22 protein-coding genes and 1 tRNA gene are annotated in these 24,826 nt (G+C 45.4%); 9 read left to right on the top strand and 14 right to left on the bottom strand.

Annotated features, from left to right (window positions below; all coding sequences use genetic code 11):
• Nucleotides 1-11: 11 nt before the first annotated feature.
• The 8 genes from CSH92_RS11350 to mutY all read right to left on the bottom strand — a co-directional run bounded on the left by CSH92_RS11350 (nt 12) and on the right by mutY (nt 5,268).
• Entirely contained in the window at nt 12-908 is an 897-nt protein-coding gene (locus CSH92_RS11350) for a hypothetical protein (RefSeq protein ID WP_100657750.1), read from the bottom strand.
• A 1-nt stretch (nt 909) separates the two neighbouring features.
• Complete coding sequence (locus CSH92_RS11345; RefSeq protein WP_100657749.1) at nt 910-1,188, bottom strand: hypothetical protein; 279 nt, start codon at nt 1,186-1,188, stop codon at nt 910-912.
• Nucleotides 1,189-1,190: 2 nt separating this feature from the next.
• Nucleotides 1,191-1,451, bottom strand: coding sequence for a helix-turn-helix transcriptional regulator (locus CSH92_RS11340; RefSeq protein WP_100657748.1), 261 nt, complete (start codon nt 1,449-1,451; stop codon nt 1,191-1,193).
• Between the two features lie 98 nt (nt 1,452-1,549).
• Entirely contained in the window at nt 1,550-2,188 is a 639-nt protein-coding gene (locus CSH92_RS11335; protein WP_100657747.1) for a hypothetical protein, read from the bottom strand.
• Between the two features lie 26 nt (nt 2,189-2,214).
• Nucleotides 2,215-3,438 (bottom strand): tyrosine-type recombinase/integrase, encoded by a 1,224-nt coding sequence (locus tag CSH92_RS11330; RefSeq protein WP_100657746.1) that lies wholly within the window; start codon nt 3,436-3,438, stop codon nt 2,215-2,217.
• 164 nt (nt 3,439-3,602) lie between these two features.
• Nucleotides 3,603-3,678 (bottom strand) — tRNA-Phe (locus CSH92_RS11325).
• 123 nt (nt 3,679-3,801) lie between these two features.
• Nucleotides 3,802-4,074: an oxidative damage protection protein gene (locus CSH92_RS11320; RefSeq protein WP_100657745.1), complete on the bottom strand. Its 273-nt coding sequence runs from the start codon at nt 4,072-4,074 to the stop codon at nt 3,802-3,804.
• Between the two features lie 141 nt (nt 4,075-4,215).
• Entirely contained in the window at nt 4,216-5,268 is a 1,053-nt protein-coding gene (gene mutY, locus CSH92_RS11315) for an A/G-specific adenine glycosylase (RefSeq protein WP_100657744.1), read from the bottom strand.
• Between the two features lie 72 nt (nt 5,269-5,340).
• Here mutY and CSH92_RS11310 point away from each other — a divergent pair, with 72 nt between their 5' ends.
• The 7 genes from CSH92_RS11310 to arcA all read left to right on the top strand — a co-directional run bounded on the left by CSH92_RS11310 (nt 5,341) and on the right by arcA (nt 12,215).
• On the top strand, nt 5,341-6,081 hold the full coding sequence (locus CSH92_RS11310) for an alpha/beta fold hydrolase (RefSeq protein WP_100657743.1): 741 nt from the start codon (nt 5,341-5,343) through the stop codon (nt 6,079-6,081).
• 30 nt (nt 6,082-6,111) lie between these two features.
• Nucleotides 6,112-6,831 carry a tRNA (guanosine(46)-N7)-methyltransferase TrmB gene (gene trmB, locus CSH92_RS11305; protein ID WP_100657742.1) on the top strand — a complete coding sequence of 240 codons (720 nt, stop codon included), beginning with the start codon at nt 6,112-6,114 and terminating at the stop codon, nt 6,829-6,831.
• Nucleotides 6,831-7,847, top strand: a complete 1,017-nt coding sequence (locus tag CSH92_RS11300) for a class I SAM-dependent methyltransferase (RefSeq protein WP_100657741.1) — start codon at nt 6,831-6,833, stop codon at nt 7,845-7,847. The genes trmB and CSH92_RS11300 overlap by 1 nt, the downstream gene beginning before the upstream one ends.
• A 59-nt stretch (nt 7,848-7,906) precedes the next feature.
• The gene (gene glgA / locus CSH92_RS11295; RefSeq protein WP_100657740.1) at nt 7,907-9,349 is read left to right on the top strand and encodes a glycogen synthase GlgA; all 1,443 of its coding nucleotides are present in this window, start codon (nt 7,907-7,909) and stop codon (nt 9,347-9,349) included.
• Nucleotides 9,340-9,651 carry a hypothetical protein gene (locus CSH92_RS11290; RefSeq protein WP_124916949.1) on the top strand — a complete coding sequence of 104 codons (312 nt, stop codon included), beginning with the start codon at nt 9,340-9,342 and terminating at the stop codon, nt 9,649-9,651. Before glgA ends, CSH92_RS11290 begins: the two co-directional genes overlap by 10 nt.
• Before the next feature lie 106 nt (nt 9,652-9,757).
• The gene (locus CSH92_RS11285; RefSeq protein WP_100657738.1) at nt 9,758-11,437 is read left to right on the top strand and encodes a sensor histidine kinase; all 1,680 of its coding nucleotides are present in this window, start codon (nt 9,758-9,760) and stop codon (nt 11,435-11,437) included.
• 70 nt (nt 11,438-11,507) lie between these two features.
• On the top strand, nt 11,508-12,215 hold the full coding sequence (arcA, locus tag CSH92_RS11280; RefSeq protein ID WP_100657737.1) for a two-component system response regulator ArcA: 708 nt from the start codon (nt 11,508-11,510) through the stop codon (nt 12,213-12,215).
• A 27-nt stretch (nt 12,216-12,242) separates the two neighbouring features.
• Here the strand turns inward: arcA and pmbA are convergent, their stop codons facing one another.
• A complete protein-coding gene (pmbA, locus tag CSH92_RS11275; RefSeq protein WP_100657736.1) occupies nt 12,243-13,574 on the bottom strand; it encodes a metalloprotease PmbA in 1,332 nt (443 codons plus the stop codon).
• A 72-nt stretch (nt 13,575-13,646) separates the two neighbouring features.
• Here pmbA and yjgA point away from each other — a divergent pair, with 72 nt between their 5' ends.
• Together yjgA and CSH92_RS11265 are read left to right on the top strand one after the other, a co-directional pair.
• The gene (gene yjgA, locus CSH92_RS11270) at nt 13,647-14,192 is read left to right on the top strand and encodes a ribosome biogenesis factor YjgA (RefSeq protein WP_100657735.1); all 546 of its coding nucleotides are present in this window, start codon (nt 13,647-13,649) and stop codon (nt 14,190-14,192) included.
• A gap of 1 nt (nt 14,193) precedes the next feature.
• Nucleotides 14,194-16,614, top strand: coding sequence for an Ig-like domain-containing protein (locus CSH92_RS11265; RefSeq protein ID WP_100657734.1), 2,421 nt, complete (start codon nt 14,194-14,196; stop codon nt 16,612-16,614).
• A 55-nt stretch (nt 16,615-16,669) separates the two neighbouring features.
• On the opposite strand, the gene tldD is transcribed toward CSH92_RS11265, so the two are convergent.
• The 5 genes from tldD to CSH92_RS11240 are packed head-to-tail and all read right to left on the bottom strand — an operon-like array spanning nt 16,670 to nt 24,826.
• Nucleotides 16,670-18,109, bottom strand: a complete 1,440-nt coding sequence (tldD, locus tag CSH92_RS11260) for a metalloprotease TldD (protein WP_100657733.1) — start codon at nt 18,107-18,109, stop codon at nt 16,670-16,672.
• Nucleotides 18,096-18,920, bottom strand: coding sequence for a carbon-nitrogen hydrolase family protein (locus CSH92_RS11255; protein ID WP_100657732.1), 825 nt, complete (start codon nt 18,918-18,920; stop codon nt 18,096-18,098). The genes tldD and CSH92_RS11255 overlap by 14 nt, the downstream gene beginning before the upstream one ends.
• A complete protein-coding gene (locus tag CSH92_RS11250; RefSeq protein ID WP_100657731.1) occupies nt 18,913-22,785 on the bottom strand; it encodes a YhdP family protein in 3,873 nt (1,290 codons plus the stop codon). The genes CSH92_RS11255 and CSH92_RS11250 overlap by 8 nt, the downstream gene beginning before the upstream one ends.
• Nucleotides 22,782-24,248, bottom strand: coding sequence for a ribonuclease G (gene rng / locus CSH92_RS11245; RefSeq protein ID WP_100657730.1), 1,467 nt, complete (start codon nt 24,246-24,248; stop codon nt 22,782-22,784). The genes CSH92_RS11250 and rng overlap by 4 nt, the downstream gene beginning before the upstream one ends.
• Nucleotides 24,245-24,826, bottom strand: a complete 582-nt coding sequence (locus CSH92_RS11240) for a Maf family protein (RefSeq protein ID WP_100657729.1) — start codon at nt 24,824-24,826, stop codon at nt 24,245-24,247. Before CSH92_RS11240 ends, rng begins: the two co-directional genes overlap by 4 nt.

Here is a 24,826-nt window from a genome sequence, read left to right as displayed (position 1 = left end):
TTTTTATAATCTCACTGTAATAGCTTTTCAAAATTCAGTTTCATCTTTTGTATAAGAGCTCGACAAATATAATAGTTTCTATGTCCTTTAAATATTTGCTGGTGCAATGATTTTGATAAATAGTCTGCAAGCCCAACATCCAAGTCAGTCACGCATTTTTCTTCATATACAAAGGATATTCTGGCTCCATTTGATCGTGTATCTTTTGACCACTCCGAAAGATCACCTGCAATAAAGTTTTCAAAAATACTCGCTTCTAATGATGACTGGAAGAATAGCTTTTTTTTGTAGCCAGAAGTAATAGCCAGTGCCGACTTAGCCACATTGTCATTTTTGTCTTTTAGAAGCTCTTTAAAGCGCTTTAAATTGCGAGATATCAACTTCAAGCATATTCCATTAGTATTTAATACGATATGCGCGTGAAGCCCCTCTGGTGAGCTTTTTGTGTCGTTACTACCATTGCTCTCCAACACTAAAAAAAAGTTTTTAATCCCTAGCTTGCTAAGCCTAGATTTTACTAAACGCCCATAATAATTAACCGGATCGGGGCGTGAGGAAAGATTCGCTGAAAAATCATTATTGAAACGGATCGTACACATTATCACAGGCTTTTTTGATGCATCTTTTCCAATAGAAGCAGGGGTTGAAAGTAGAGACGTCATAGCCAACCTAAGTGCAAAGCAAACGTTTTGCGACTTATTCAATATATGAATTTTATGGATCTCTCTAAAACGCCTAATAGTTGGCAAATCACTTACGCGATAGCTCTTTAGGTATGGGCTTATTTCAGGTACTCGATAACTATCGGCAATACATCGTGATGATTTTGCCAACACTCTTGCAATTCGTGTGATACCAAACAGTCGCTGGCGTCCGCCAACGACTGCTCTTTTTTCCCTTTTTGTCATTTTAAGGGAATAGCTTCACTGGCTTTGTTTTAGCATCCTCTGCACATTTGAGTGCATAGGCAACAGCCTCAATATCTCCTTTCCGGTAGAAAACATAGATCCCTTTCTTTTCAAAAGGTATTGTTCCTACATCTTTGAGAGCCTTCGCCCGCCTATTATCAGCCAGTTCGAATAACCAACCCCGACTAATGTTATTGGTTTTCTTAGCAAGGATAAAGGCAGCCTCATGCTGAGTTATTTCTTTCTCAGATCTAAAGAAGTCACGTATTTTTTTAATCATAACTACGCCACCTCATCCATAATCAACGTATTGCGTCTCTGAGCAACGAGTTTTGCAACATTACTTTTTAATGTCTGTATGTCATCTCCACAAGCCATAAAACCTATTGTTTGCCGGACTTCCTGGTCAAGCCACCCTCTAGAGTTACCACCTAAATTGATAGGTTTTGGAAAAACTCCGATTTTAATGCGTGCGTAAATCGTAGACTTAGATAAGCCTGTTAATTCTAAAACGTGTGGAAGACGCAGTACCATTCTATTCATAAATCACCTTTTTAAATAAAGTGCGAATTTGCACTAAAGGCGATTTTCCAGATCTAAAAAGACCAGATTAATTAGCTAGCGCGCAAGAATTGCTCCTTTTACTCACTACTTTGAATATTCTCACAAATAGATAAATACTTTTGTAAACGGTCCGCGTGACCATCTACATAAAACTGTGGAATAGCGTTAGATGCTAAATTCAAGTATCTATACCATGCACTTCTGGATCTTGTGACTTTACCGCCGTATTTAAACCAAAGTATCAATAACTCATGAACAAACTGATAAACCAGTGGCTCGCGTTTGATTTTGATTGACTTTATGATTGAGTATTTCGCACTATCGCGAAGTATTAAAAATAACTCTGGGGTGGAAACAATATCCATCAGAGTCGTTATTAATTTTCGACTTTCGTCTGTGTCTTTAAGTTTATGCGCTGCTTTTTTATAAAGCTGCATAACTAGTGCTTGTTCAAATTTTTCTTTAAACGACTCATCCAATTCAACAAAACTATCTTTAGCTCTATGCATACCGTTAGCTAACGCATTTAAAGTCCGATTATGTGATGACGGCTTCTTAGACATTGATAAACCATCTTCTGGGGTTCTGGTCGGCTCTGTATGTATTTCAATTAACTCAATGGTTTCCTCTAACAAATCTTCTACCTTTTCTACCCCTCCTATTTTTGCTTGTTTGGATAACTCACTGCGTAAATCTTTACTAATCACTACACTCATATGCAAATAGCCCAGTACTAATATCCTCAACAGATAACACTGTTTAAATTCTTGTTTGAGGCGTCGATGATATGTTGCGACCACCACATCATCATTTCGCATCTATGCTTTAGGTATTCTGCACGATTATATGCGGCCCTAACCCTATCTGGGTCTTTGTGAGCAAGCGCCATTTCAATGACGTTAGGATCGAACCCTTGTTCATTTAATGTGGTACTTGCCAACGATCGAAGACCATGTGCAACAGTCCTACCTTCAAACCCCATGCGCTTCAACGCTCTATTGATAGTCTCATTGCTCATATGAGAATTCGGGTTGGTCATAGATGGGAAAACAAACTTTCTATGCCCACTGATAGGCTTCATTAATTTCAGTATCTTAATAGTAGATTCAGTTAGCGGTATCTTATGTTCACGACCTGCCTTCATTTTATCCGCAGGAATAATCCACATTCGCTCCTTTAGACTAATCTCAAACCATTCGGCTGATGCAGCCTCACCAGGTCGAGTCATTGTATGTAGCTGCCACTCAAATAAACATCTTGTCTGAAGAGTCATGGTAGAAAAATGGGCCGCACGCATTAATTCGGGAAGTTGTTCAGGGCTCAATGCTGGAAGATTTTTTTGCTGAGATGAAGGAATAAGCTTACTTAACTCTCGCGCTGGGTTGTAATCGATATATTCATTTAGTAACGCAAATGTCATTACTTGATTAATTCTGCGAGCGACTTTCCTCGCAATCTCTAGTGAATTTCGACCAATTATTCTTTCTACTACATCATGCTTTATGTGGCGGAAGCCTATTTTAGCTATTGGCATTTCACCTATAAACGGGAACACATTTTTTATGAGTGACTTCTCAATGTCTTCTCGGGTATTACTTTTAACTCTAGTTTTTTGTAATGCTAGCCATTCGTAAGCTACTACTCTAAAAGTCAACTCTCCACCCAGCCTTGCCTCCTCTTTGACCAATAGCCTATGCTCTTTCGGATCTGTTCCGCCAGCTAACAATCGCAGATTTTCATTTCGTAATATTCTTGCTTCAGATAATGAAACAACAGGATATTTGCCTAAACCAATATTGGTTCGCTTTTTGGATGATGGGCAAGAATAATTAAATAACCAAGATTTTGACCCATTTGGCCTTACCCTCAAATGCAGGCCTTGCCCATCTGAGAGGTTGTATTCTTTCTCTTTAGGTTTGGCATTTTCTACTTGTGTAGCAGACAGCGGCTTGGTTGTACGACCCATTTTGTAACACCAAAAGGTTGGTTAAATAAATGTGTTACTTATAGTGTTACTTTACTACCAAGAAGGAATCAACCCAGAATGGACTTTTTAGGATTGTAACCCGGTGATATTTATCAAGAAAATAAAAAAGCCAAGACGTCTTTGGACTGTCTTGGCTTAAAATATGGTGCCCAGAGGCGGGATCGAACCACCGACACGCGGATTTTCAATCCGCTGCTCTACCAACTGAGCTATCTGGGCAACAGCATTTCGCTGTGGACGCGTATTAAACGGATTTCAGACCGACAAGTCAACTGCTTTTTGCAGCAAAATGCGCATTTGCTTAAACATTCAACAATTTTAAGCAAGCGACTCCAATCTGACTCACTTTTTCGGTGGAACGTAGCCTTCAATCGTTGGCTCAACCCCCTCGAACAGATACGCAACCATCTTCTCTTCAAGAAATTTCCGTGATTCTGGTTGCATCATATTCAGCTTGTGTTCGTTGATCAGCATGGTTTGCTTCTTTTGCCACTCAACCCATGCCTGCTTTGAGATATTGTCAAATATACGTTTGCCAAGCTCACCTGGATAAAGTTGGAAATCTAAGCCGTCAGCATCTTGCTTTAGATGCTGGCAATAAACCTGTCTACTCATGTTTGCCCTAATTGTTCGGCCAAGGGCCGTTAAATGTCTTCACGGATATGTTTGGGTATTCTACAGTATTTTGCTGATCAAACAGTAGTCGCGTTGCCAATGAGCCAGCAAATCTAGCGCTCTGAGGTTTCTTCAGATTAATTATAGTAAGTTTGTTTTAATCGCTTTGAGGATCCGTTCTGTCGGTGCAGACAACCCCACACCTATCGGCTCATGCAGGCTAAACCAGCGTGCTTCCTGTTCTCGAACATATAGTTCAGCTAGCTCAGGGGTAAACATTAGAACTGGCTGCAAATCCAGATGAAAATGGCTAAAAGTATGTCTAAATGGCTCAAGAGCTTCAAAGCTAATTTCTGTATTCTTGTCCCTTATGCGAGATTCAACTTGTTGCTTTAATGTAGCGATATCATCGAACTCTTCAAATGCCCACAACCCTCCCCAAATCCCCAACGGGGAGCGCTTATGCAGAAGCACACTACCCTTTACGAACGGAATAAGTAATGCGGTTGATTTTATCGGAAGTATTTTTTTAGGCTTTTTACCCGGCAACTCATGCTGCCGACCCTGAATGAAGCCAAGACAATCACTTTGCAGCGGACACTCATCACACTTCGGGCTACTTCGTGTACACACCGTCGCACCCAAATCCATCATAGCTTGGGTATAATGATGATTACGCTCGTTGGGTAAAACTTCTTCAGCATATTGCCAAAGGGTATTGGCGATAGCCTGTTTTCCCGGCCATCCATCTACGGCGAAGTAGCGCGCTAACACGCGCTTTACATTACCATCCAATATAGGGTGCGCTTGTTGTTCTGCTATTGACAGAATGGCCCCTGCTGTTGAACGCCCTATCCCTGGCAGTGCCAAAACCTTTTCAATTTCAGTCGGAAATTGACCACCGTGTTGCTCTGTAATCAGCTTAGCCGCTGTGTGTAAATTGCGCGCTCGCGCATAATATCCGAGCCCGGTCCACAAATGCAGGACGTCGTCTTGTGGCGCCGATGCTAGATCCGTGATCGTTGGAAAACGTTGCATAAAGCGTTCGAAATACGGGATTACGGTGGCTACTTGGGTTTGCTGCAACATAATCTCTGAAATCCAAACCCGATAGGCTGAAATCGATTGTTGCCAAGGTAAGTGCTTGCGCCCGTGCCGGTCAAACCACGCCAATACCCGTTGGGAGAACGTCATATTTACTGCTTTCACTAAACTCTTATACAAGATGCGCTTATACTAGCAAGAAAGCACAGACGATCAGTAGCAATGCAAACAATTTCCGAACCCGCGCTTTTCCTGCCTGGCACCTTATGTGATGAGCGTATTTGGCTGCCTGTTTGGCGTCATATGTCATTCGCTACAGGCGCGCGACAATACGTACCGCTGCAATGGGCAAACGATTTGCAACAAATGCTCGCGTTAACACACGACAGACTCAATGCTAACTCGAAAAAAGTGCATCTGATTGGCTTTTCTATGGGCGGATATATAGCTTCGCTAGCTGCACTAGAATCCAACAACGTAGCCTCTTTAACTCTAATGGGCTATAGCCCGCAAGGATTAAGTGCGCAAGAAACCAGCGCACGCAAACACACGATTAGCGCGATTGAAAAACGTCAGTTTACTGGCATGACACAAGCTCATCTCAGTCAATACCTGACTGCCGTCGAATTAGGCGACGAACAGATATGCAATACGATTTTATCTATGGCTACGGACCTCGGCATTAATACATTAAAACACCATTTTTCAGCGACAACCCCGCGCCAAGATCTACGAAGCAAACTACAATCGCTAAAAGTCCCGATATACTGCATCGCCGCGGAACATGATCAGATTGCTTCAGCTCAAAGCGTTGAGGATTTTTGCCAGCATAAAAGTAGTGTTGAATGTCATGTTATTGAATCTACTGCTCATATGATGTCGCTGACACAGCCACAGCGCTGTGCACAGTTGATTACTGCAAATATTGCACGAAGTTTGCAATCAGCGGTTAACTTAGGATAATGCCGCGCAAATGATTTTAAGGTCGAGATAATGGGTCAATTTAAGAATCAAGCTGAAGCCGAAGCCGCCGGCGTATACATCAGCAAAGTAAAGAGCTATGTAAAGCGTGAAGGGCGCTTAACCAAAGGCCAAGCCAAAGCATTAGAAAAATGCTGGCCAACCATGGGATTGAGTGTCGATGGAGGCTTATTGGATCTCGCGGTGGTATTTGGCAACGACAACCCAGTGGTCCTAGAAATTGGATTTGGCATGGGTGGTTCTCTCGTCGAAATGGCAAAAGCTGCTCCTGAGCTTAACTTTATTGGCATTGAAGTGCATCGCCCAGGTGTGGGCGCCTGTTTAAGCAGTGCGGATGAAGCGGGTGTCGACAATTTGCGAGTTTTCGAGCATGACGCCATTGAAGTACTAGATAAATGCATTGCTGATCAAGCATTACAGCGCGTCCAACTGTATTTCCCCGATCCTTGGCATAAGAAGCGCCACCACAAGCGCCGCATCGTGCAGCCTGAATTTGTGCAAAAGTTACGCAAAAAATTAGCCATCGGCGGTGTTTTTCATATGGCTACAGACTGGGAGCCATATGCAGAGCACATGCTAGAGGTTATGACCCATGCTGAGGGTTACAGCAATACTGCAACGACTGACGATTATGTGCCTCGCCCTGACTATCGCCCAATTACTAAATTTGAGACGCGCGGACAGCGCTTAGGGCATGGCGTTTGGGATCTTATTTTTGAGCGTGTGGCTTAATGGAAAATGGCACCGGTCAGCTTCTGCTGCGCAACGACCAATTGTTTTCTGATGGGCAATGGGTCCTGTTTAATCCCGACGAAAGCGAAATCTTCGCTGCGCTGCCAGCTCGCGTTGACGGTTTTCATCAATATTTTGATAGTTATCAAGCTGCACTGGAAAAGGGAGGTAAACAGACTTTTGCTGCGCAATTCACTCTTGAGTCCAGTCCTGCTTATGACGGCGCAGTGATATACTTACCCACCGCCAAAGCGCACGCAAGTATGTTGATTGAAAACGCGCGCAGTGTGGTCAAAGCCGGCGGCACCATTGCCATTGTGGGCAGTAATGATAGCGGTATAAAAAGTATCGGTAAGCGACTGAAGCAATCTTTTGGTGAAGTTCAGAAATATGATGCTGCTCGCCACTGTGCTATTTGGTTGGTGACCAATCCCGCACAGATTGAATTTAATCTTAATGACTATATAAAAGTGAGTACTTACTCCAGTAACGCTATTCAATGGAAAGTTGCGAGTCTGCCAGGTGTATTTAGTGCTGACGGACTGGATCCCGGTACAGAGTTACTATTAAGTTCAATTCCCGAATTGAAAGGCTCCAGCTGCCTAGACTTTGCCTGTGGCGCTGGCGTTATCGGATGTTACCTCAATCTACGTCAACCTCATTTGACGGTAAAGTATTCCGATATTAATGCACTATCCTTGTATTGCTGTAAAAAAAGTCTCGAATTAAATGACCTGCACGGCGAGGTTATAGCGTCAAATGGCTTAAATGAGTGGCAGGAACGCTTCGACAATATAATCACAAACCCTCCATTCCATAGCGGTAAACAAACCAATTACGGCATAACTGAACGTTTTATTGCGACAGCCAATTCGCATCTGCAGGTAGGCGGGCAGTTGTATTTAGTCGCGAATCGATTTTTACCTTACCCTGATTTAATCGACCAGCATTTACGCCGTCAGGCTGATGTTGCTAAGTCGGGCAAGTTCACGGTCTATAAAGCGAGCAAAAAGTAAGTTTTCATTCCGTTGCGGTTGGCTTAACATATTTGCATAAATAGCCATTGAGAAAGAGCATGCAAATCGCGTTCGCTGTGTCTGAAGTTGAAGACCTAGTTAAAACTGGCGGCCTAGCCGATGTAGGTAAGGCCCTTCCTGTTGCTCTTTCACATTTAGGGCATGATGTCAGGATTGTTATGCCTCTGTACAAGAGTATTGCGCAACACGCCAATCTCAGTGATGCATGCTCACCATTAACCCTCCAGTACCCGGGTGGGACCGAAGGTTTTTCGGTAAAACAGTTATCCTTGCATGGGGTTACAGTTTACCTCATTGATGCGCCGCAATACTTTATGCGAGAAGGCTTATACACTGACGGATACGAGCCCTACGCAGACAATGGGCAGCGCTTTGCATTTTTTGCTCAGGCCGTATTAGTCACGCTGAGTCATCTAAGTTTTATTCCCGATATCCTGCATTGCAATGATTGGCACACGGGAATTATTCCCTCGTTAATGCGCTTAAATCATAACCCAACAATTGCTGAGGAATTTACCCAAACGCGCTCCATACTGACAATCCATAACGCAGCATTTCAGGGCGTTTTTAGTGCCCAAACCGTTCCGCTAGTAGCCGGGTTAGAGCAGGTAATACCTGTAGATTCGGGCGGTTACGTTAACTTTTTGCAAAGTGGATTATCACACTGCGATGCGATCACGTCGGTGAGTCCAACGTACGCTAAAGAGCTACTGACTGATTTAGGCAGTCACGGCTTATCTGGCGTTTTGCAACCGCGTGCCAGTCGGTTAGTTGGGATCCTAAACGGTTGCGATTATAGCCAATGGGACCCTGCGTCAGACGAGTACATCGAGGACCATTTCTCCCTCGATGATATGAGCGGTAAACGCAAATGTAAGTCGAAACTGCAAAAGTTTGCAAAGCTCCCGCGCAAAGCTCGTGTGCCAGTTGTCGGCATGGTTTGCCGTCTTACAACGCAAAAGGGATTCGGTTACATCATGCCTATACTCGAGCGCTTGTTAGCTCACAACGTGCAATTGGTGATTGTTGGCACCGGTGATCCGACCGTGGTTGAGCAGCTTCAACATTTAAGCCAAAAATACAGTGATAAATTTGCTTTTATTCATGGTTTTAGCAACCAGTACGCGCATTGGATTGAAGCGGGTAGTGATTTCTTTTTAATGCCCTCAGAATTTGAACCCTGCGGACTCAATCAAATGTACAGCTTAGCCTATGGTACATTGCCAATTGTGCGCGGCGTCGGCGGATTGAAAGATACCGTGGTTGATCACGAAGCCAACCCTGCGCATGCCACTGGGTTTATGTTTCTGGCACCACAGCCTCAGGCGTTGTTGGATTGCATTCGACGTGCGCTTTTGCACTATCACGAAGATCCCGATAGCTTTACTGAACTGCAACAACGGGCGATGCAGACTCGCTTCACCTGGGAAGCCTCAGCCCAACAATATGCCGCGCTATACGAGAAACTAGCATGCGTTTGATGTCGCTAGTGTTATGTGGTTTGGGATGCTTACTCAGTACTGCAGGCTTCACCCAAGAGCCGCAACAGTGCATTCAAAACCCAGCACGAGAGTTGCCGTGCCCACATGTACTGATAAAAAAAACTGATCCTATTGTTCAGCAACAAGCAAACATCCAAACGTCAACCGTATGTATTTGCGTAAGTGATTTCGCGCCGTTATTAGAGGCAAATGATAACACCGAACTGCAAGAACAGAGTCGAGCATGGTTAGCACCCTGGCAGTTATCTGAAACGCAATTTATTCGACTAATGCGCTACTAGAAATGCAGTAAAAAGAGAATTGAACGTAAGTAAATATTGGCGAATTCCGTCGTGCTTGCTAAAGTGAACAAATAATCGGCAGCGTAAGTTAAAGGCATTACTCTGAATGGCTGACCATTCCAATCGACTTTCTATCAAATTTCTATTCATTGCGATGGTGCTGTTCGTTACAACAATAGTGGCTGGCGGAACGATAGCCGAGAAAATCTACTCTAGTGATAAATTCCATCAAATTGAACGTAATCAAAAGATAAAAACGATTGCCAACCTCGTTGCACGTGAAGTGGTATTGCTGGAAAAAATGTACCGCAACGATATCCGTGGCTGGCCAAATGACGCGTTATCTCATCTTGAAAGCGTATCTTCTATTCTAACCGTCCATGTATATTTAAACCCCATCGCCGTGAATGAAGGGCCTTTGGATAACGACAGTATTCAGGCAACTTATGATCGCATTGGCCAACCACAAATTCCAAAACGTACCACTAATGATTTAGCGCGCTTAATTGAGCCAAGACCGTTCGAAATGGGAACGGAATATATGCATTCAATTACTAATGAGACTGGTGAAATTGGATTGCTGTATATTCGTATTAGTGATGACATTTACAATAACTTCCTCACTCAGAGTCTAACCCGATCACTTATTTTAGCGACGTGCGCACTCGTATTTGCCGTATTTCTTGCCTGGCGCTTTGAGCGTTTCATTAGCCAGCCCGTTGGTGAGCTGATCCAATTCTTACGGCGCGTCGCTCGCTCAGGGGAGTATGAGCAACAAGTTCATGCCAACGCCACAGAAGATACGGCTGAATTGAGTGAGGCCATCAACAATTTGCTTAAACGCATGCAAGGTTACATTGAACGCAATCAATCAATGGAGCAGGAATACCAATCCTTGAATGCTGGGCTAGAGGAGATGGTTAGCCAACGCACCACTGCGCTTAAAGAAGCTAATCAGGAGCTAATCCAGACGCTCGAAAAATTACATCAATTCCAACGCCAAATTGTACAAAATGAAAAAATGGCTTCGTTGGGAGATATGGTCGCCGGCGTCGCTCACGAGGTTAACACGCCTATTGGTTTAGGGGTTACTGCGTCAACCATGATGCTGGACCGGCTAAAAAGCTTAAAAACTGACTTTGAAAATAAAAACCTCAAAGCCAGCGTAATGCAAAAATTTATTAATGAAGGCGAAGAAAATCTCAATATCATTTACCGTAATTTGAATCGCGCGGCGGAGCTTATTTCTAGCTTTAAGCAAGTTGCTGTAGACCAATCCAGCGAAAACAGTCGAGTATTTGTGCTGGCACAGTTGATTGATGAAATCTTATTGTCTTTGCGCCCACGCCTTAAAAAACTCAAGCATGAGATTAAAATCGAATGTGATCCAGAATTATGTGTTGAGTCAAAAGCGGGCCCAATTAACCAAATTATTATTAATTTGATCATGAATTCGATCATCCATGGGTTTGAAGACATTGAGGAAGGAACCATCACGCTAACCGCGAGTATCTCCGGTAAGCGAAATCTACATTTACTGTACACCGATAATGGTAAAGGGATCCCCGATGACCTACGCAAACGCATTTTTGATCCATTCGTCACCACAAAACGCGGGCAAGGCGGCTCAGGTCTTGGCATGCATTTGGTTTACAACCTAGTCACCCAAGCGCTGAACGGTTCGATTACCGTTGAAAGCAAAGCCGGTGAAGGCGTTAAGTTCGATATTATTTTCCCAGTTAAAGTTACCCAAGCAAATAAGGTATTGACTGGGCGCTATGAATAACTTGAATTTCACAAATTAATCCTTACTCTGTGAGTTGGAAACGAATACTTGGTTAAACGGTAGAAATAAAATGCAAACGCCAAACATACTGATTGTTGAAGATGAAGTGGTAACCCGAACTACACTAAAAAGTCTGTTCGAAGCTGAAGGTTACAATGTATTTGAGGCCGAAAACGGCGATCAGATGCATGATTACTTCACCAACCACGCCATCAATTTGGTGATCATGGATATCAATCTACCCGGCAAAAACGGTTTGATATTGGCGCGTGAGGTTCGTGACAGAAAAAATGTCGGACTCATTTTCCTTACTGGCCGTGATAACGATGTAGACCGGATTCTTGGGCTTGAAATTGGCGCCGATGACTATCTCACTAAGCCATTCAACCCGCGAGAGCTAACCATCAGAGCCCGCAATTTGTTGTCGCGCACAACCAGTGCTTCTGATGATGATGATTTACCTAGCCGTGTGAATTTCAATGGCTGGACCCTCGATGGCGACAGTCGCTCTTTAGTTTCGCCAAGTGGCAAAGAATTCCGTTTACCGCGCAGTGAATTCCGCGCGTTACATTTATTCCTCAGCAATCCGGGCAAAATTCTTACCCGCGAGCAACTCATCATGGAAATGACTGGCCGCGAATTGCGCCCTAATGACCGCACTGTAGATGTTACTATCCGTCGAATCCGTAAGCACTTTGAGTCTGACCCGGGTGAAGTTGAGCTAATTGTGACAATACACGGTGAAGGCTATCGCTTTTGCGGCAGTGTTGACGCCTAAGTTACAACAGTCATATTTGTTGGCTGGCTAATTGCCAGCCACATTCATCTCACTGATCAGCACCGAACCTGTTGCAACTGCACCGCGCTGTTCTTGCTGTGCACCAATAGCCACAATATTATTAAACATGTCAGCGAGCGAGCCTGCAATCGTGACTTCGTGCACAGGGAATTGAATTTCGCCATTCTCTACCCAGAAGCCCGCCGCGCCACGCGAGTAGTCTCCAGTTACAATGTTAACCCCTTGACCCATCAACTCAGTCACTAATAGGCCTCGGCCCATTTGCTGTAATAGTTCGCTGTCTGATTGACCGGTGTGAGATATTTGCCAATTGTGGATCCCGCCGGCATGTCCGTTACTTTGCAGTCCTAATTTACGCGCAGAGTAGGAGGTTAATAAGTAGTCTTGCAGCACGCCCTGATTGACAATATCAGCATCGCGTGTTGCCACACCTTCGTGGTCAAAGGGTGAACTGGCTAATCCAGCTAGAATATGTGGCCGCTCTTGAATATTTAACCAACTAGGAAATATCTGTTGCCCTTTACTATCTAACAAGAACGAGGATTTACGATATAAACTCCCTCCACTAATAGCGCTAACAAAATGACTAAACAGGCCACTGGCAATATCACGGTGAAACAATACCGGTACTTTCGCGGTACCAATTTTCCGCGCTCCGAGACGGCTGATGGTATGTTGAGCAGCATCGCGACCAACTACAGTTGGGCTATCCAACTCTCCTGCTTTGCGACTTACGGTATAACTGTAGTCACGTTGCATATCACCATCTTGCTCGCCAATAACCACGCAGCTTAAACTATACCGACTGCTAGGGTATCCCGCCAAAATTCCATGGGTATTACCATACACACGTAAACCTAAATTCGCGTTATAGGATGCACCATCCGAATTTACAATTTTAGCGTCGTGCTGCAGGGCGGTTTGCTCTGCTTCTAATGCAAATTGCAACGCTTTGTCAGTGTCTAGTGGTTGCGGATGGTATAAGTCACAATCTGGAATCTCCGTTGCAATCAAGTCTTTGTCGGCCAAACCAGAACAAGGATCTTCACTCGTATACTTCGCAATATCAACGGCCTTTTCAACGGTTTGTCGTAAAGCCTGTGGGCTGAGATCAGCAGTAGATGCGCTGCCTTTGCACTGGCCCACATAGACGGTAATGCCTAAGCCACCGTCGTTATTGAACTCAACATTTTCAACTTCGCCCAAGCGCGCAGAAACGGCGATACCCTCGACTCTAGACATGCTTGCTTCCGCATGACTGGCACCCCATTGCAATGCGAGCTTCAGCGCATCGGCAACCTTTTCTTTTACTTCATCAATTTGTTGCTGTATTTGCATATTCAAGTTTCACTACCCACTGGCGTTTCACCACGTTACAATCGAACCAAGTGTAGCATTAAAGAGTAGCAAATGACTGCTTCAAACTTTGATCCCAATGATGACTGGTTTGCCGAAGATGGATGGCAAGAGACAGAAGAGAAAAGTAAGTCTCAATTAAAACGTGAAGCCGAAGAAAAACAAAAGCTTGCGTTAACGCTTGTGGATATGAGTGATGCTCATTTAGCCAAAATGCCGCTGGATGATGAACTGGCTGAGAGTATACAACTCGCTCGCAAGATTAATCGGAAGAAAGATGGGTTTCGTCGCCAAATCCAGTTTTTAGGCAAGCTAATGCGCGCTCGCGATACCACTCCGATTGAAAAAGCCGTCGCTTTACTGACCAGTAAACATCAGTTGGCAAACGCGCATTTTCACTATCTTGAAACCTTGCGCGATAGTATTGTCTGTCAGGGCGATGATGCCATTAACGCTGCGGTTGATAAGCATCCTGAGTTAGAGCGTCAAAAATTACGTCAATTACAACGCAAGGCTAGTAAAGAAATCGCGCAGCAAAAGCCCCCCGCAGCAGCGCGCGAAATATTTAAGTATCTTAAAGAGTCAATACAAGAGCAATAATATGAACCCTTACCGTTACTTTTTAATCAGCTTATTAAGTCTTTTCATCATCGCCTGCAACGGCTCCTCTGGTGAAAACGAAGAACCATCGCCTACACCCGATCCCGTGGTTGTTTTGGCACTGAGTGTGCTCGATGCAGACTGTCAGCCAGTTACAGAAAATAGTTTTAAAAGTAACGAGAATGCCTGCATTGAAGCCACACTAACGACCGATGGTTCGCCAACAAGTAATGCGATTGTCGCCTTCAGTAGCGGTATTGGCATCTTAGATGTAGCGTCAAAACTCACTGATAGTAATGGTATAGCGCGGGTTGCAATTAGTGCAGAAAATGGCGTGATTGGCGCATCTACGGTGACCGCCAACTACAACAATCTGCAAGCCGAAGCGAGCATTGAGTTTACTCTTGCTGATGCTGTGCCAGCTCCTGCTGAGCCAAGTATTACCTTGAATATGCTTAATCAGAGCGGTGAAAATACGCTGCGGTTCAAAGCTAATCAGCAAGTGCGTTTAATCGCTACATTAATGGATGGAAATAATAATCCGATAGCCGATGAAATTGTTTCTTTTAGCGTCACGCGTGGAGATTTGCCGGTAACCGACGCGCTTACCAATCAACAAGGTATAGCTGAAGTCATAGTGCGTGGCGAAGAGACCTCTATTGGTGCAGGGATCGCGTCTGTTAGCGCCCTTGATGATAGCAACACACCGTTGGTAGACACCCTAAACTACGAAGTACAATCAGTCGATGCAGTGGAAGAAGAAGTGGTACGCATCGGTTACTTTGATGGTGATACCTTTATAGAGGGTGTCTTAGGCGTCAATGGCGTTGGCAGTGAACAAGATGTGGTGATTGGTGCCGGCGCTACACTTGGTCTTTTGGTTGGATTGGCCGACAGCGAAGGCAATCCAATTGTGGGCAGCACCCCTATTACCTTTGCTTCCAGCTGCACCCTAGAGGGACGCGCATCGCTCGATGAAAACGTTGCTACCGTCAATGGACGAGCAAGTTCTACCTATGAAGATATTAACTGCGCCGGCGGCACCGGCAACGATGACATTATTACTGCGACAGTCCAAGTGAACAATACCCCTTTAACGGTTTCACGTTCTATCGAGTTGTTGGCTGAAAATGTTGGCTCTATTCTTTTTGTTAGTGCTGAACCGAGCTCCATAGTTCTTCAAGGTACCGGGGGCCTGGGCAGTGAATCGGTCTCAACAGTCACCTTTCAAGTAAATGGTGAGTTAGGCAATCCACTGGCCCAGCAACTGGTTTCTTTCGAACTCAGCACTAATGTTGGTGGTCTAACGATCGCGCCAGCGACGGGGATTACCAACTCACAAGGACAAGTCAGTACTCGTGTTACCGCAGGCAGTGTACCCACAGCGGTGCGAGTGCTTGCCAGTATAACCGGCGTCAACGATACTGAGATAACCACCCAATCTGATTTGCTGTCAGTAAATACGGGGCTTCCTGACCAAAATAGTTTCTCACTGTCTAGCAGCAACCCGAATCCAGAGGCCGCAAGTATTGATGGTCAAACAGTAAGTATAACTGCGTTTCTAGCTGATGCCTTCAATAACCCCGTGCCTGATGGCACGGTAGTGTCATTTACTACCGAAGGCGGACAGATCCAGCCAAGCTGTACCACGCTCAATGGCCGTTGTGAAGTTGATTGGACTAGTGCTGAACCACGTGTTGACGATCACCGCATCACTGTTTTGGCCACGGCAATCGGTCATGAAACCCTTTATGACAGTAATGGTAATAATGTGTACGACGATGCTGACGGTGGAGCGCTTGATCTTGGTGGTGATAGTGGTCTACAAGTAACCTCATCAACCGTTACCGGCTTTGCTGATATGTCTGAAGCGTGGCGTGACGACAATGAGAATAATATCCATGATCCTGTTGAGACTTTTTTGGATTACGATAGCTCGGGCGCATTCAGCGCAGCCAACAACTTGTTCGACGGACCGCAATGTCAAGGGAGTACCTGTGGCGCCAGCGGATTACATGTGCGCCGTGCATTGGTCATGATTATGGCTTCATCTCGCGCAGAGCTGAGCATTCTACAAGATGGCGTAGAGCTAGCGAATAATAGTAACAACCCTAGTAGTGGACCGGTTTGGACATTAAACCGCGGTGAGAGTGTTGCGTTAGATTTGTTGATCCAAGATACGGCAGGTCAAACCATGCCTTCAGATACGAATATAGACATTACAACCTCAGCAGGCTCACTGGCAGGCCAGATTACGCGCCAGATAAACAAAAACAATCGCGCCGGTGGTGCAACGATGAATTTTGTTCTGACCAATGATCTGGCTAGTACAGATGACCCAATTGATGCCGTAGTTAGCACAACTGTTACATCACCCAGTGGAGTGGAGTCGGCACTTTCAATTATTGTGAGACTACTTTAGGCTCACGTTACAGTAGCTCGCCTGGTCGCGAGCTACTGACTATTTAAAATAGTCGTTAGGCCGTGCCACCCACCGTTAACTCATCTATTTTCAAAGTCGGCTGACCGACGCCAACTGGCACGCTCTGCCCATCTTTACCACAAACACCAACACCATCGTCAAGCCGCGAATCATTTCCGATCATGGAAATCTTTTGCATAACTTCTGGGCCGTTGCCAATTAACGTTGCGCCTTTAATTGGTTGGGTTAATTTGCCGTTCTCGATAAGGTAAGCCTCAGATGTTGAGAAAACAAATTTACCTGAAGTAATGTCTACTTGCCCACCACCAAAATTAGGCGCGTAAATGCCTTTCTCGATAGAAGCAATAATTTCTTCTGGTTGGTATTCACCGCCAAGCATATAGGTATTGGTCATGCGCGGCATGGGTAGATGTGCGTATGATTCTCTGCGTCCATTACCCGTTGGGCTAACCCCCATCAAACGTGCATTAAGTTTGTCTTGCATGTACCCTTTAAGAATACCGTCTTCAATTAACACGTTTTCTTGTGACTGAGTGCCTTCATCATCAATAGATAATGAACCGCGTCGATTCTCCAATGTGCCATTGTCAATCACGGTAACACCTGGCGCTGCTACGCGCTCACCGATGCGCCCACTGAAGGTAGATGCACCCTTGCGGTTAAAATCACCCTCTAGTCCATGACCCACCGCTTCATGCAAGAGTACACCAGGCCAACCACTGCCGAGAACGACCGGCATAGTACCCGCAGGGGCGGCAACCGCGCGCAAATTCACCCGCGCCATGTGTAAGGCATCGTCAGCTAATTTCTGATATTTCGGCTTGCCATCCACTAACTCTGAAAGCAGTGCATATGAATACCTGCCGCCCATTCCTGCGGCACCGCGCTCACGCCGACCATCCTGCTCGAGTAGCACTGAGCAGTTCAATCTAATCAGCGGGCGTTGGTCGGTACTATAGGTTCCATCACTGGCCACAACTAATACTTCTTCATAGACACCGGTTAAGCTCACAATCACTTGGGCCACATCGGGTTGCTGTTGACGTACGTAATGATCAACAGCGCGCAGCAGCGCGATCTTTTCTTGCTCGGCTAAACCAGTTAAAGGATTGTCTGAACTATACAGTGGTGTATGGACTTGTGGTGTCGATATACAGCTTTTTGTGCTGCCTCCGGCTGCGGCAATACTTCTAGCAGCTTTACTTGCCGTCATCAGTGCCTCAGTAGATAACGCATCACTATATGCAAAGCCAGTTTTTTCTCCACTAACCGCGCGAACCCCAACACCTCGTTCAATGTTATAGCTGCCATCTTTAATAATGCCATCTTCAAGAACCCAACTCTCATGTTGGCTAGATTGAAAATACAGGTCAGCAAAATCATTCTGGTGCGTCAATATTGTGCCGAGTGCACGATCAAGATCAGTGGATGTAAGACCGGATTGATGCAACAAGCTTTCTTCAACGTGATTCAACGAAGGTACTCCTAAATTTTGTGTGCGCTTGGACTGGCATTGATTGACGAATAGACGCGAGTTTCGCTAGATCTGGCGATGCAGAAATATAGCCCTCACCCTTCTCCAGCATTGCAAGGTTGTCGCCCCACGGCGAGTAAATAACACTATTGCCAAACGTCTCTCGACCGTTGGCATGAATACCACCTTGATTAGCTCCAACTAAATAACACTGCATTTCTATACTGCGCGCTTGCAATAGCGCATGCCAGTGCGCTGCACCGGTTTTCTGAGTAAATGCGCTTGGCAAAGTAATAATGTCGACACCTTGCATGGCCTGAAACAGCCCGGCGAAGCGAACATCATAACAGACCGCAAGGCCCACCGTGCCAAAAGGCGTCGGAAGAGTAACGACCGTATCCCCCGGCTCAGTGTAACGTGACTCTAAATAACTACCGGTAGAATCATCGACTTGTACATCGAACAGGTGGATCTTGTCATAGCGTGCTTGCACCACACCATCGGCATCAATACACAAACAAGCTGCACGGAACCTTTGTTGGTCTTGGCTGAGTAGTGGAATTGTACCAGCAACTAGCCAGCATTTGTGCTGCTGGGCTAATGCTTGTAATCGTTCAATAATTACATCACCTTGCGTTTTTGCTAATGCGAAAAGGTCACTGTCGCGCCCACCAAAACTGGCAAAACATTCCGGCAGTATTACCAACCGTGGTTCATCACAATCGTGCTCAGACAGCAGGCCATCGACGCGTGAAAAATTATCCTCGATGCTCGGTGTTGAAACGAGTTGAATAGCCGCGATTTTAGCCATCTAATTCTCCAGTTTGGATTGACACTGGCTCGGGGACGCTGAGTTCATCATTGTTTGGTTTAGCGGGCGTGGATGGATTACGTGCGGGCAACTCTACCTCTGTGCTGTCGCGTCCAATTTCCTGCACTTTAGGTTCATCAAAGGTACCTGTTACTGAGTAGTTCACGTTTGATATTACCTTAGCAGAAGTGAGCATCTGATCGAGAGCAAGCGCCGCAAGAGCAGTTGGTGGATTGACCATAAAATACATCAAAATGGGTAGGTTACCCGTCACATTCGGGGTAAACGAGACACGATAGTTCAGACGATTTTCGACCAGGTCTGAATACCCATTGATAGTAATTTCACCAGCACCACCATCCACAACGGTGTCTTCTGTTGAAGCTCTTCCATTGGCAATCTGCATCGTGCCTTTTATGTCATCATAGAAAAAGCCTTGGGAAAAGACGTCACGAAAATCGAGACTAAGTTTGCGAACCAACGAATTCAAACTAAACAGGGTGAAAATACGCGAGCCTTGGTCACTAATTTCAGTGATATAGCCATCTGTTAATTCCCAATTAACTTCACCGCCTAGCGTGGCACGATCAACATTCCAAGGCGTTCCTTGCCATTGCAAATTGACATCAAATTCAGCCTCTGAATCATTGATACCGCTATCAAATCCAGTTTGGCTTAAGAGCTCACCAAAATCACTACTGGTCAATACACCATTAAGAACACTTTGTGACTGCTGTTGCGCATCTAGCGACCATTCCGCAGTTGCATCAAGCTGGCCAGATTGACTAATGAAGCTAATATTTTCAAAGACATAACGATCATCCACCTGGCGTCCATCAATAGCTACCTTACCTAAGTCGAAACGGCCTATCTGACAAGCAGCACAACGCAGCTTGAACGGAGGGATTTGGTTCGGCAACCATTCTGGTCCTTGGGAATCAGCGAGGCGAATACTTTCCATGCGTAAATAATTCGCGTCTATTTGCACTCCATTTTGCCACCAATCATCATCAATATAGACGTTTGCTTCGATTTGCTTGCCGGTAATATCCAGTGTCCAATCATCATCACGCTGCTTCACTTTCACCGAAGCTGCATCAATGGTGGTTTCACCGACTAACAACTGCTGCGTATCAATAAAGACACGCTCTGGCACACCGAGTAAGGTAGCATCTCCAATTCCAGCATTATTCTTGAGCGATTGTACGAATCCAACCCAGCCCAGCACATCGAAGCGGTCTACATCTGCGGCTATACTAAAACCAACACCACGACTCAATGCCACTTCATCGCCAACGCTGATGTGCGCGCGGGAAAAGGTTTTCTCTCGGTGCGGTAGCACTCCATCAAAATACACCGCATTATTGGTTTTGGCCGCAATAACTGAAGCTTGGCTATTTCCACTGGCAGTGACAATCAGGCTTTCTGTAGGTTGGTCTGCCAACGGTGCCGGCAAACGGATCGCGTCGGCACTAAATTGGCTTTCAATTCGTAAGTCGTAACTAAAATCATCTGCTTGGGTAATGAGCTCTAATTGTGCGCCAACTTGGGATGTGCCTTGCGCATAGGGCTGCAATGAGCTGGCATATCTATCGATAAGCTCATCCAAAGACCATTGCCCTTGCAAACTCACATTGGCGCGATAGCCAGCGGATTCTTCTTGCCCGCGCAGGGCGACTGCAATGGGTTGGGCAAACAAACGCGCCGACAAATCATCAATACTGACCTTATCATTGATGAAGGTGACTTCTCCGCTCACATCCTCTAACGCGAGGTTTACACTAGGAAAGCGCACTTGATTATCACTAAGCTTAACCAGCCCAGATGCTCGGACCGTGCCATCGCCAAGTGGGATAGACAATGCAAGTTCCGTGGCTAAATCGCCGCGGATAAGCAGTTCAGAAGAGAATAAGCTACCTAAGCTATCAGCGAGTTGGCTGGCTTGCATTAAACTAGCAAGTTGTTTTCCTGACCCAGAGGCCGCTGCACTAATTTGCAGTTGAGTGGCTGCTGATAAACTGGGAATAGTCGCAACCAAATCAGTTAATTCAATGTCCTGCAAACGCGTTTTTTGCGCTCGCATCGTTAACGTATCATTCTCAAACAGTAAATCAATGTCGAGCTCAGTGAGTGCAGGCCATTGTTCCGAAAACACAAATTCTGCATTGGAAATCGCAACCCCAGCTTGAAATACGCCATTAGTGCCGTCGAACGGAAAATGCGCTGCCCGTCCTTGCCATAAAATTGTCGCGTTATTGACCGTTGCATTGCTATCTACCGGCTGATTTTTTAGCGCGCGGGTTAAATAGTTTTTAGTGTCTGACCCCATGTAATATTCTGGAAACAACGCCGGAACTTGGGTAACCGGCAATTCGGCGACTTGCATGGACAACAATAAATGTTCATCTGCCGCGCGATAACTAAATTGTTGGGTAAACTCAACGCGATTACTGGCGAAAGAAATATCGTTAGAGGTGACATACCAGCTTTCAGTAGCTGATGTTAAATCTGGCTGTTGATAGACATAAACACTAGCGTTTAGCGCGGCAATCGCAACCGCTTCATCCAGCAGTTCACCCGAATCCAAATTGGCGTTCGCTGTATTGAGTCGAATGCGCCCCTGATCTTTGTACCAATGAAAATCGGCATTTAAGTTGTCAAGACCGGGCAATACACCGTTAGCCTGCCATGAAAGTTGTGTCGCTGATGCCAATACCGACGTACCTTGAGGGCGCTGCAATAATTGAAAGTCGGTTAACAACCCAGTCGGAGCAATTGCCTGCCATTGTTCACTCGCATCACTGTTGGTAAATAACGGTACTAATTCGACTAATGGCGCAAGTTGAATATCGTTCAGTGCCGCGACGTGTAACATGCCAGCAGGTAAGAATCGGCCAGCAAAGCTCGTGTTCATGGCTTTATCATTCGCCGCCAAAATCAGATCTGAAACGGTAAAATTCCACCCCTGATTCTCAGGCACAGCAAATATGCTACCGCTTTCTATGCGAGTAATTAATGCTGCGTCGGCCTGCGAGCGCCATTCAAATTGACTCGGTTGTAATTCAACTTGAACATCCCGCACGCGCGCGTCTTCGATGCCTACCCATAGCGCGAAATTACCTCGGCTTTGTAACAACGTTTGTTGTTCGTTGGTGAATTCATTAAACCAGGGGGACAAATCCAGGTCGATGCCCCTGGCGTAGAGCGTTCCAGCAAGATTGCGCGAGTCGCCGCTTAAATCAAGAATAAAACTGGCCGAGTTTTTAGCCAACTCGGCCACACTCATCTGCCCGACTGCTTGGTGTCTATCGCCACTGTTTGTCCAGTTAACCGAACTTAACGAATAGCTTTGGCTGTTCGCTTCGGTGTTAATGGTTAGCCACGAATCTGTTATTGAAAAGCGCTGCAACCGCTCTAAAAATAAATTGCTAACAACATCAACAATGTTGTCTTCATTGGTCTGTATTTGGGTGAGCAAATGGGTATTGAATATCAATGATGCTTGATTAAGCTCAAACTGGTTTGATTTGATACTCAACTCGGTTAAGGATTGCCAAAAATTAACTTCAACATAAATTCGACCGATGGATAGTTCCAATGCGTTGGTATCGGCATCGAGTAGAATCACATCATTAAGGACTAAACTGGGCCCATGATTCGCCCATACTGCAGAGATTGAACCGATGCTTAGATCGGCCTTGTAGGTTTGACTAATGTAGTCTTCAACCAGATGTTTATTCTTGTCTAGGTAAGGTAAAGAAAAACGCAACAGTGATATGATAACTGCCGAGAGTACCAAAACAAATGCCAGTAACGTCCATAATTTGCGTATTCCGTAAGCGAGGTATTGACGAACGTTGCTCACATCATGACCACATCAAAATTGTCTTGGTTATACAGTGGTTCAGCCTGCACAGTGATCTGACGCGACACAAACACTTCCAACTCAGCTAACATGTGAGACTCTTCTCCCATTAGTGCATCGGCAACGGCTGGCGCGGCATAGACCACAAATTTATCAGCATCGTAAGCGCGATTGACCCGCACTATTTCACGCATAATTTCAAAACAGGTAGTCTCAACAGTCTTGATTGAACCACGCCCTTTACAAACCGGACATTCACCACACAATACATGCTCTAAGCTTTCGCGAGTGCGCTTACGCGTCATTTCAATAAGTCCAAGCGCAGTAAACCCATGAATATTGCTTTTTGCGCGGTCCTTACTTGTTGCGACCTCTAGACTGTGTAAGACCCTGCGTTTGTGATCAGGTTCAACCATATCGATAAAGTCAATAAGGATCATGCCGCCCAAATTACGTAAACGGAGCTGTCGCGCAATGGCCTGAGTTGCTTCTATATTTGTATTAAAGATGGTCTCTTCAAGATTACGATGGCCAACAAAAGCCCCAGTATTAATATCGATGGTAGTCATCGCCTCGGTTTGATCAATGATCAGGTAACCGCCACTTTTCAGATCTACTCGCCGCTCAAGGGCACGCTGCGTTTCATTCTCTACGTCATACAAATCAAATATTGGGCGCTCACCTTGATAGTATTCTAATTTCTTGTTGAGCTCTGGGACGTATTCGCGAGTAAAACTGTTTAACTCTTGAAAACTCAAGTTTGAATCAATTCGAATACGATCAATTTCAGTGCCCACAAAATCACGCAACACGCGTCGCGCCAAAGGTAAGTCTTCGTATAACACATGAGACTTTTTGCGCTTCATGCGTTGTTGGATTTTCGACCATAACCGGCGCAGGAATTCGGCATCCTGCACTAACTCTCTCTCGCCCACCCCCTCAGCCGCGGTGCGCAAAATAAATCCACCGTCTTCGTCACAGAAGCCCTCGACCAGTTGCTTAAGACGCTCACGCTCTTGCTCATCTTCGATCCGCTGGGAAACTCCAACGTGCGTGACGCTTGGCATGAATACCAGATAACGTGAGGGGATTGTAATATCTGTGGTTAGTCGCGCACCTTTAGTTCCGATGGGATCTTTAACCACCTGAACCACAATATCTTGACCGTCGCGAACTAATTCGCGGATATCTTTTTTGGTGATTTCACTGGTCGACACCTCACCCACAATTTCATTGTGAATAACAATATCCGAGGCGTGTAAAAAGGCCGCTTTTTCAAATCCAATATCAACAAAGGCCGCTTGCATGCCAGGTAAAACCCGACTAACTTTCCCACGATAGATATTACCGACGATGCCGCGCTTAGTATGACGCTCAACATGGATCTCTTGGAGAATTCCATTCTCAATGAGGGCTACACGAGACTCTGACGGCGTAACATTGATCAATAATTCAGCGCTCATCGCTCCACTCCAAATCGTGACAGTAGCTCACGAGTTTCTACCATTGGCAATCCAACCACTGCGCTATAACTACCATTAATCTTGCTCACAAACTGCCCACCAATACCTTGAATACCATACCCACCTGCCTTATCAATAGGTTCCTGGGTCGCCCAATAAGCGTTGATATCCTCTTCGTTCAGATCGCAAAATGTCACCTCTGTAGTCACCTGCTGTACTTCTTGTTGCTGCTGAGAAGCCACGGCAATTGCTGTCATAACCTGATGTGTAGTTCCACTTAGCATTCGCATCATTGCCTGAAAATCGTCGAAACCACTGGGTTTACCCAGTATACACAGTTGACTAACAACTATCGTATCAGCCGCCAACACTACAGTATCGCCAATAATATCTTGCGGACACTTTGCGCGCACAGCTAGTGCCTTCTCCATAGCTAAGCGGGTAACCAACTGTATGGGAGTTTCTTGCGTCTTTGGGGTTTCATCGATGTCTGCTATCTCCACATCAAAACGATAGCCCATTTGGCTCAATAACGCTTTTCTACGCGGCGATTGAGATGCGAGGATTAACTTTGGCAT

Origin of the sequence: Neoalteromonas flava, assembly GCF_002807685.1 — a bacterium.
Classification (GTDB): Bacteria; Pseudomonadota; Gammaproteobacteria; order Enterobacterales; family Alteromonadaceae; genus Alteromonas_E; species Alteromonas_E flava.
Note: the sequence above shows the minus strand (reverse complement) of the source record. Positions and strands in the feature narration are given on the sequence as shown.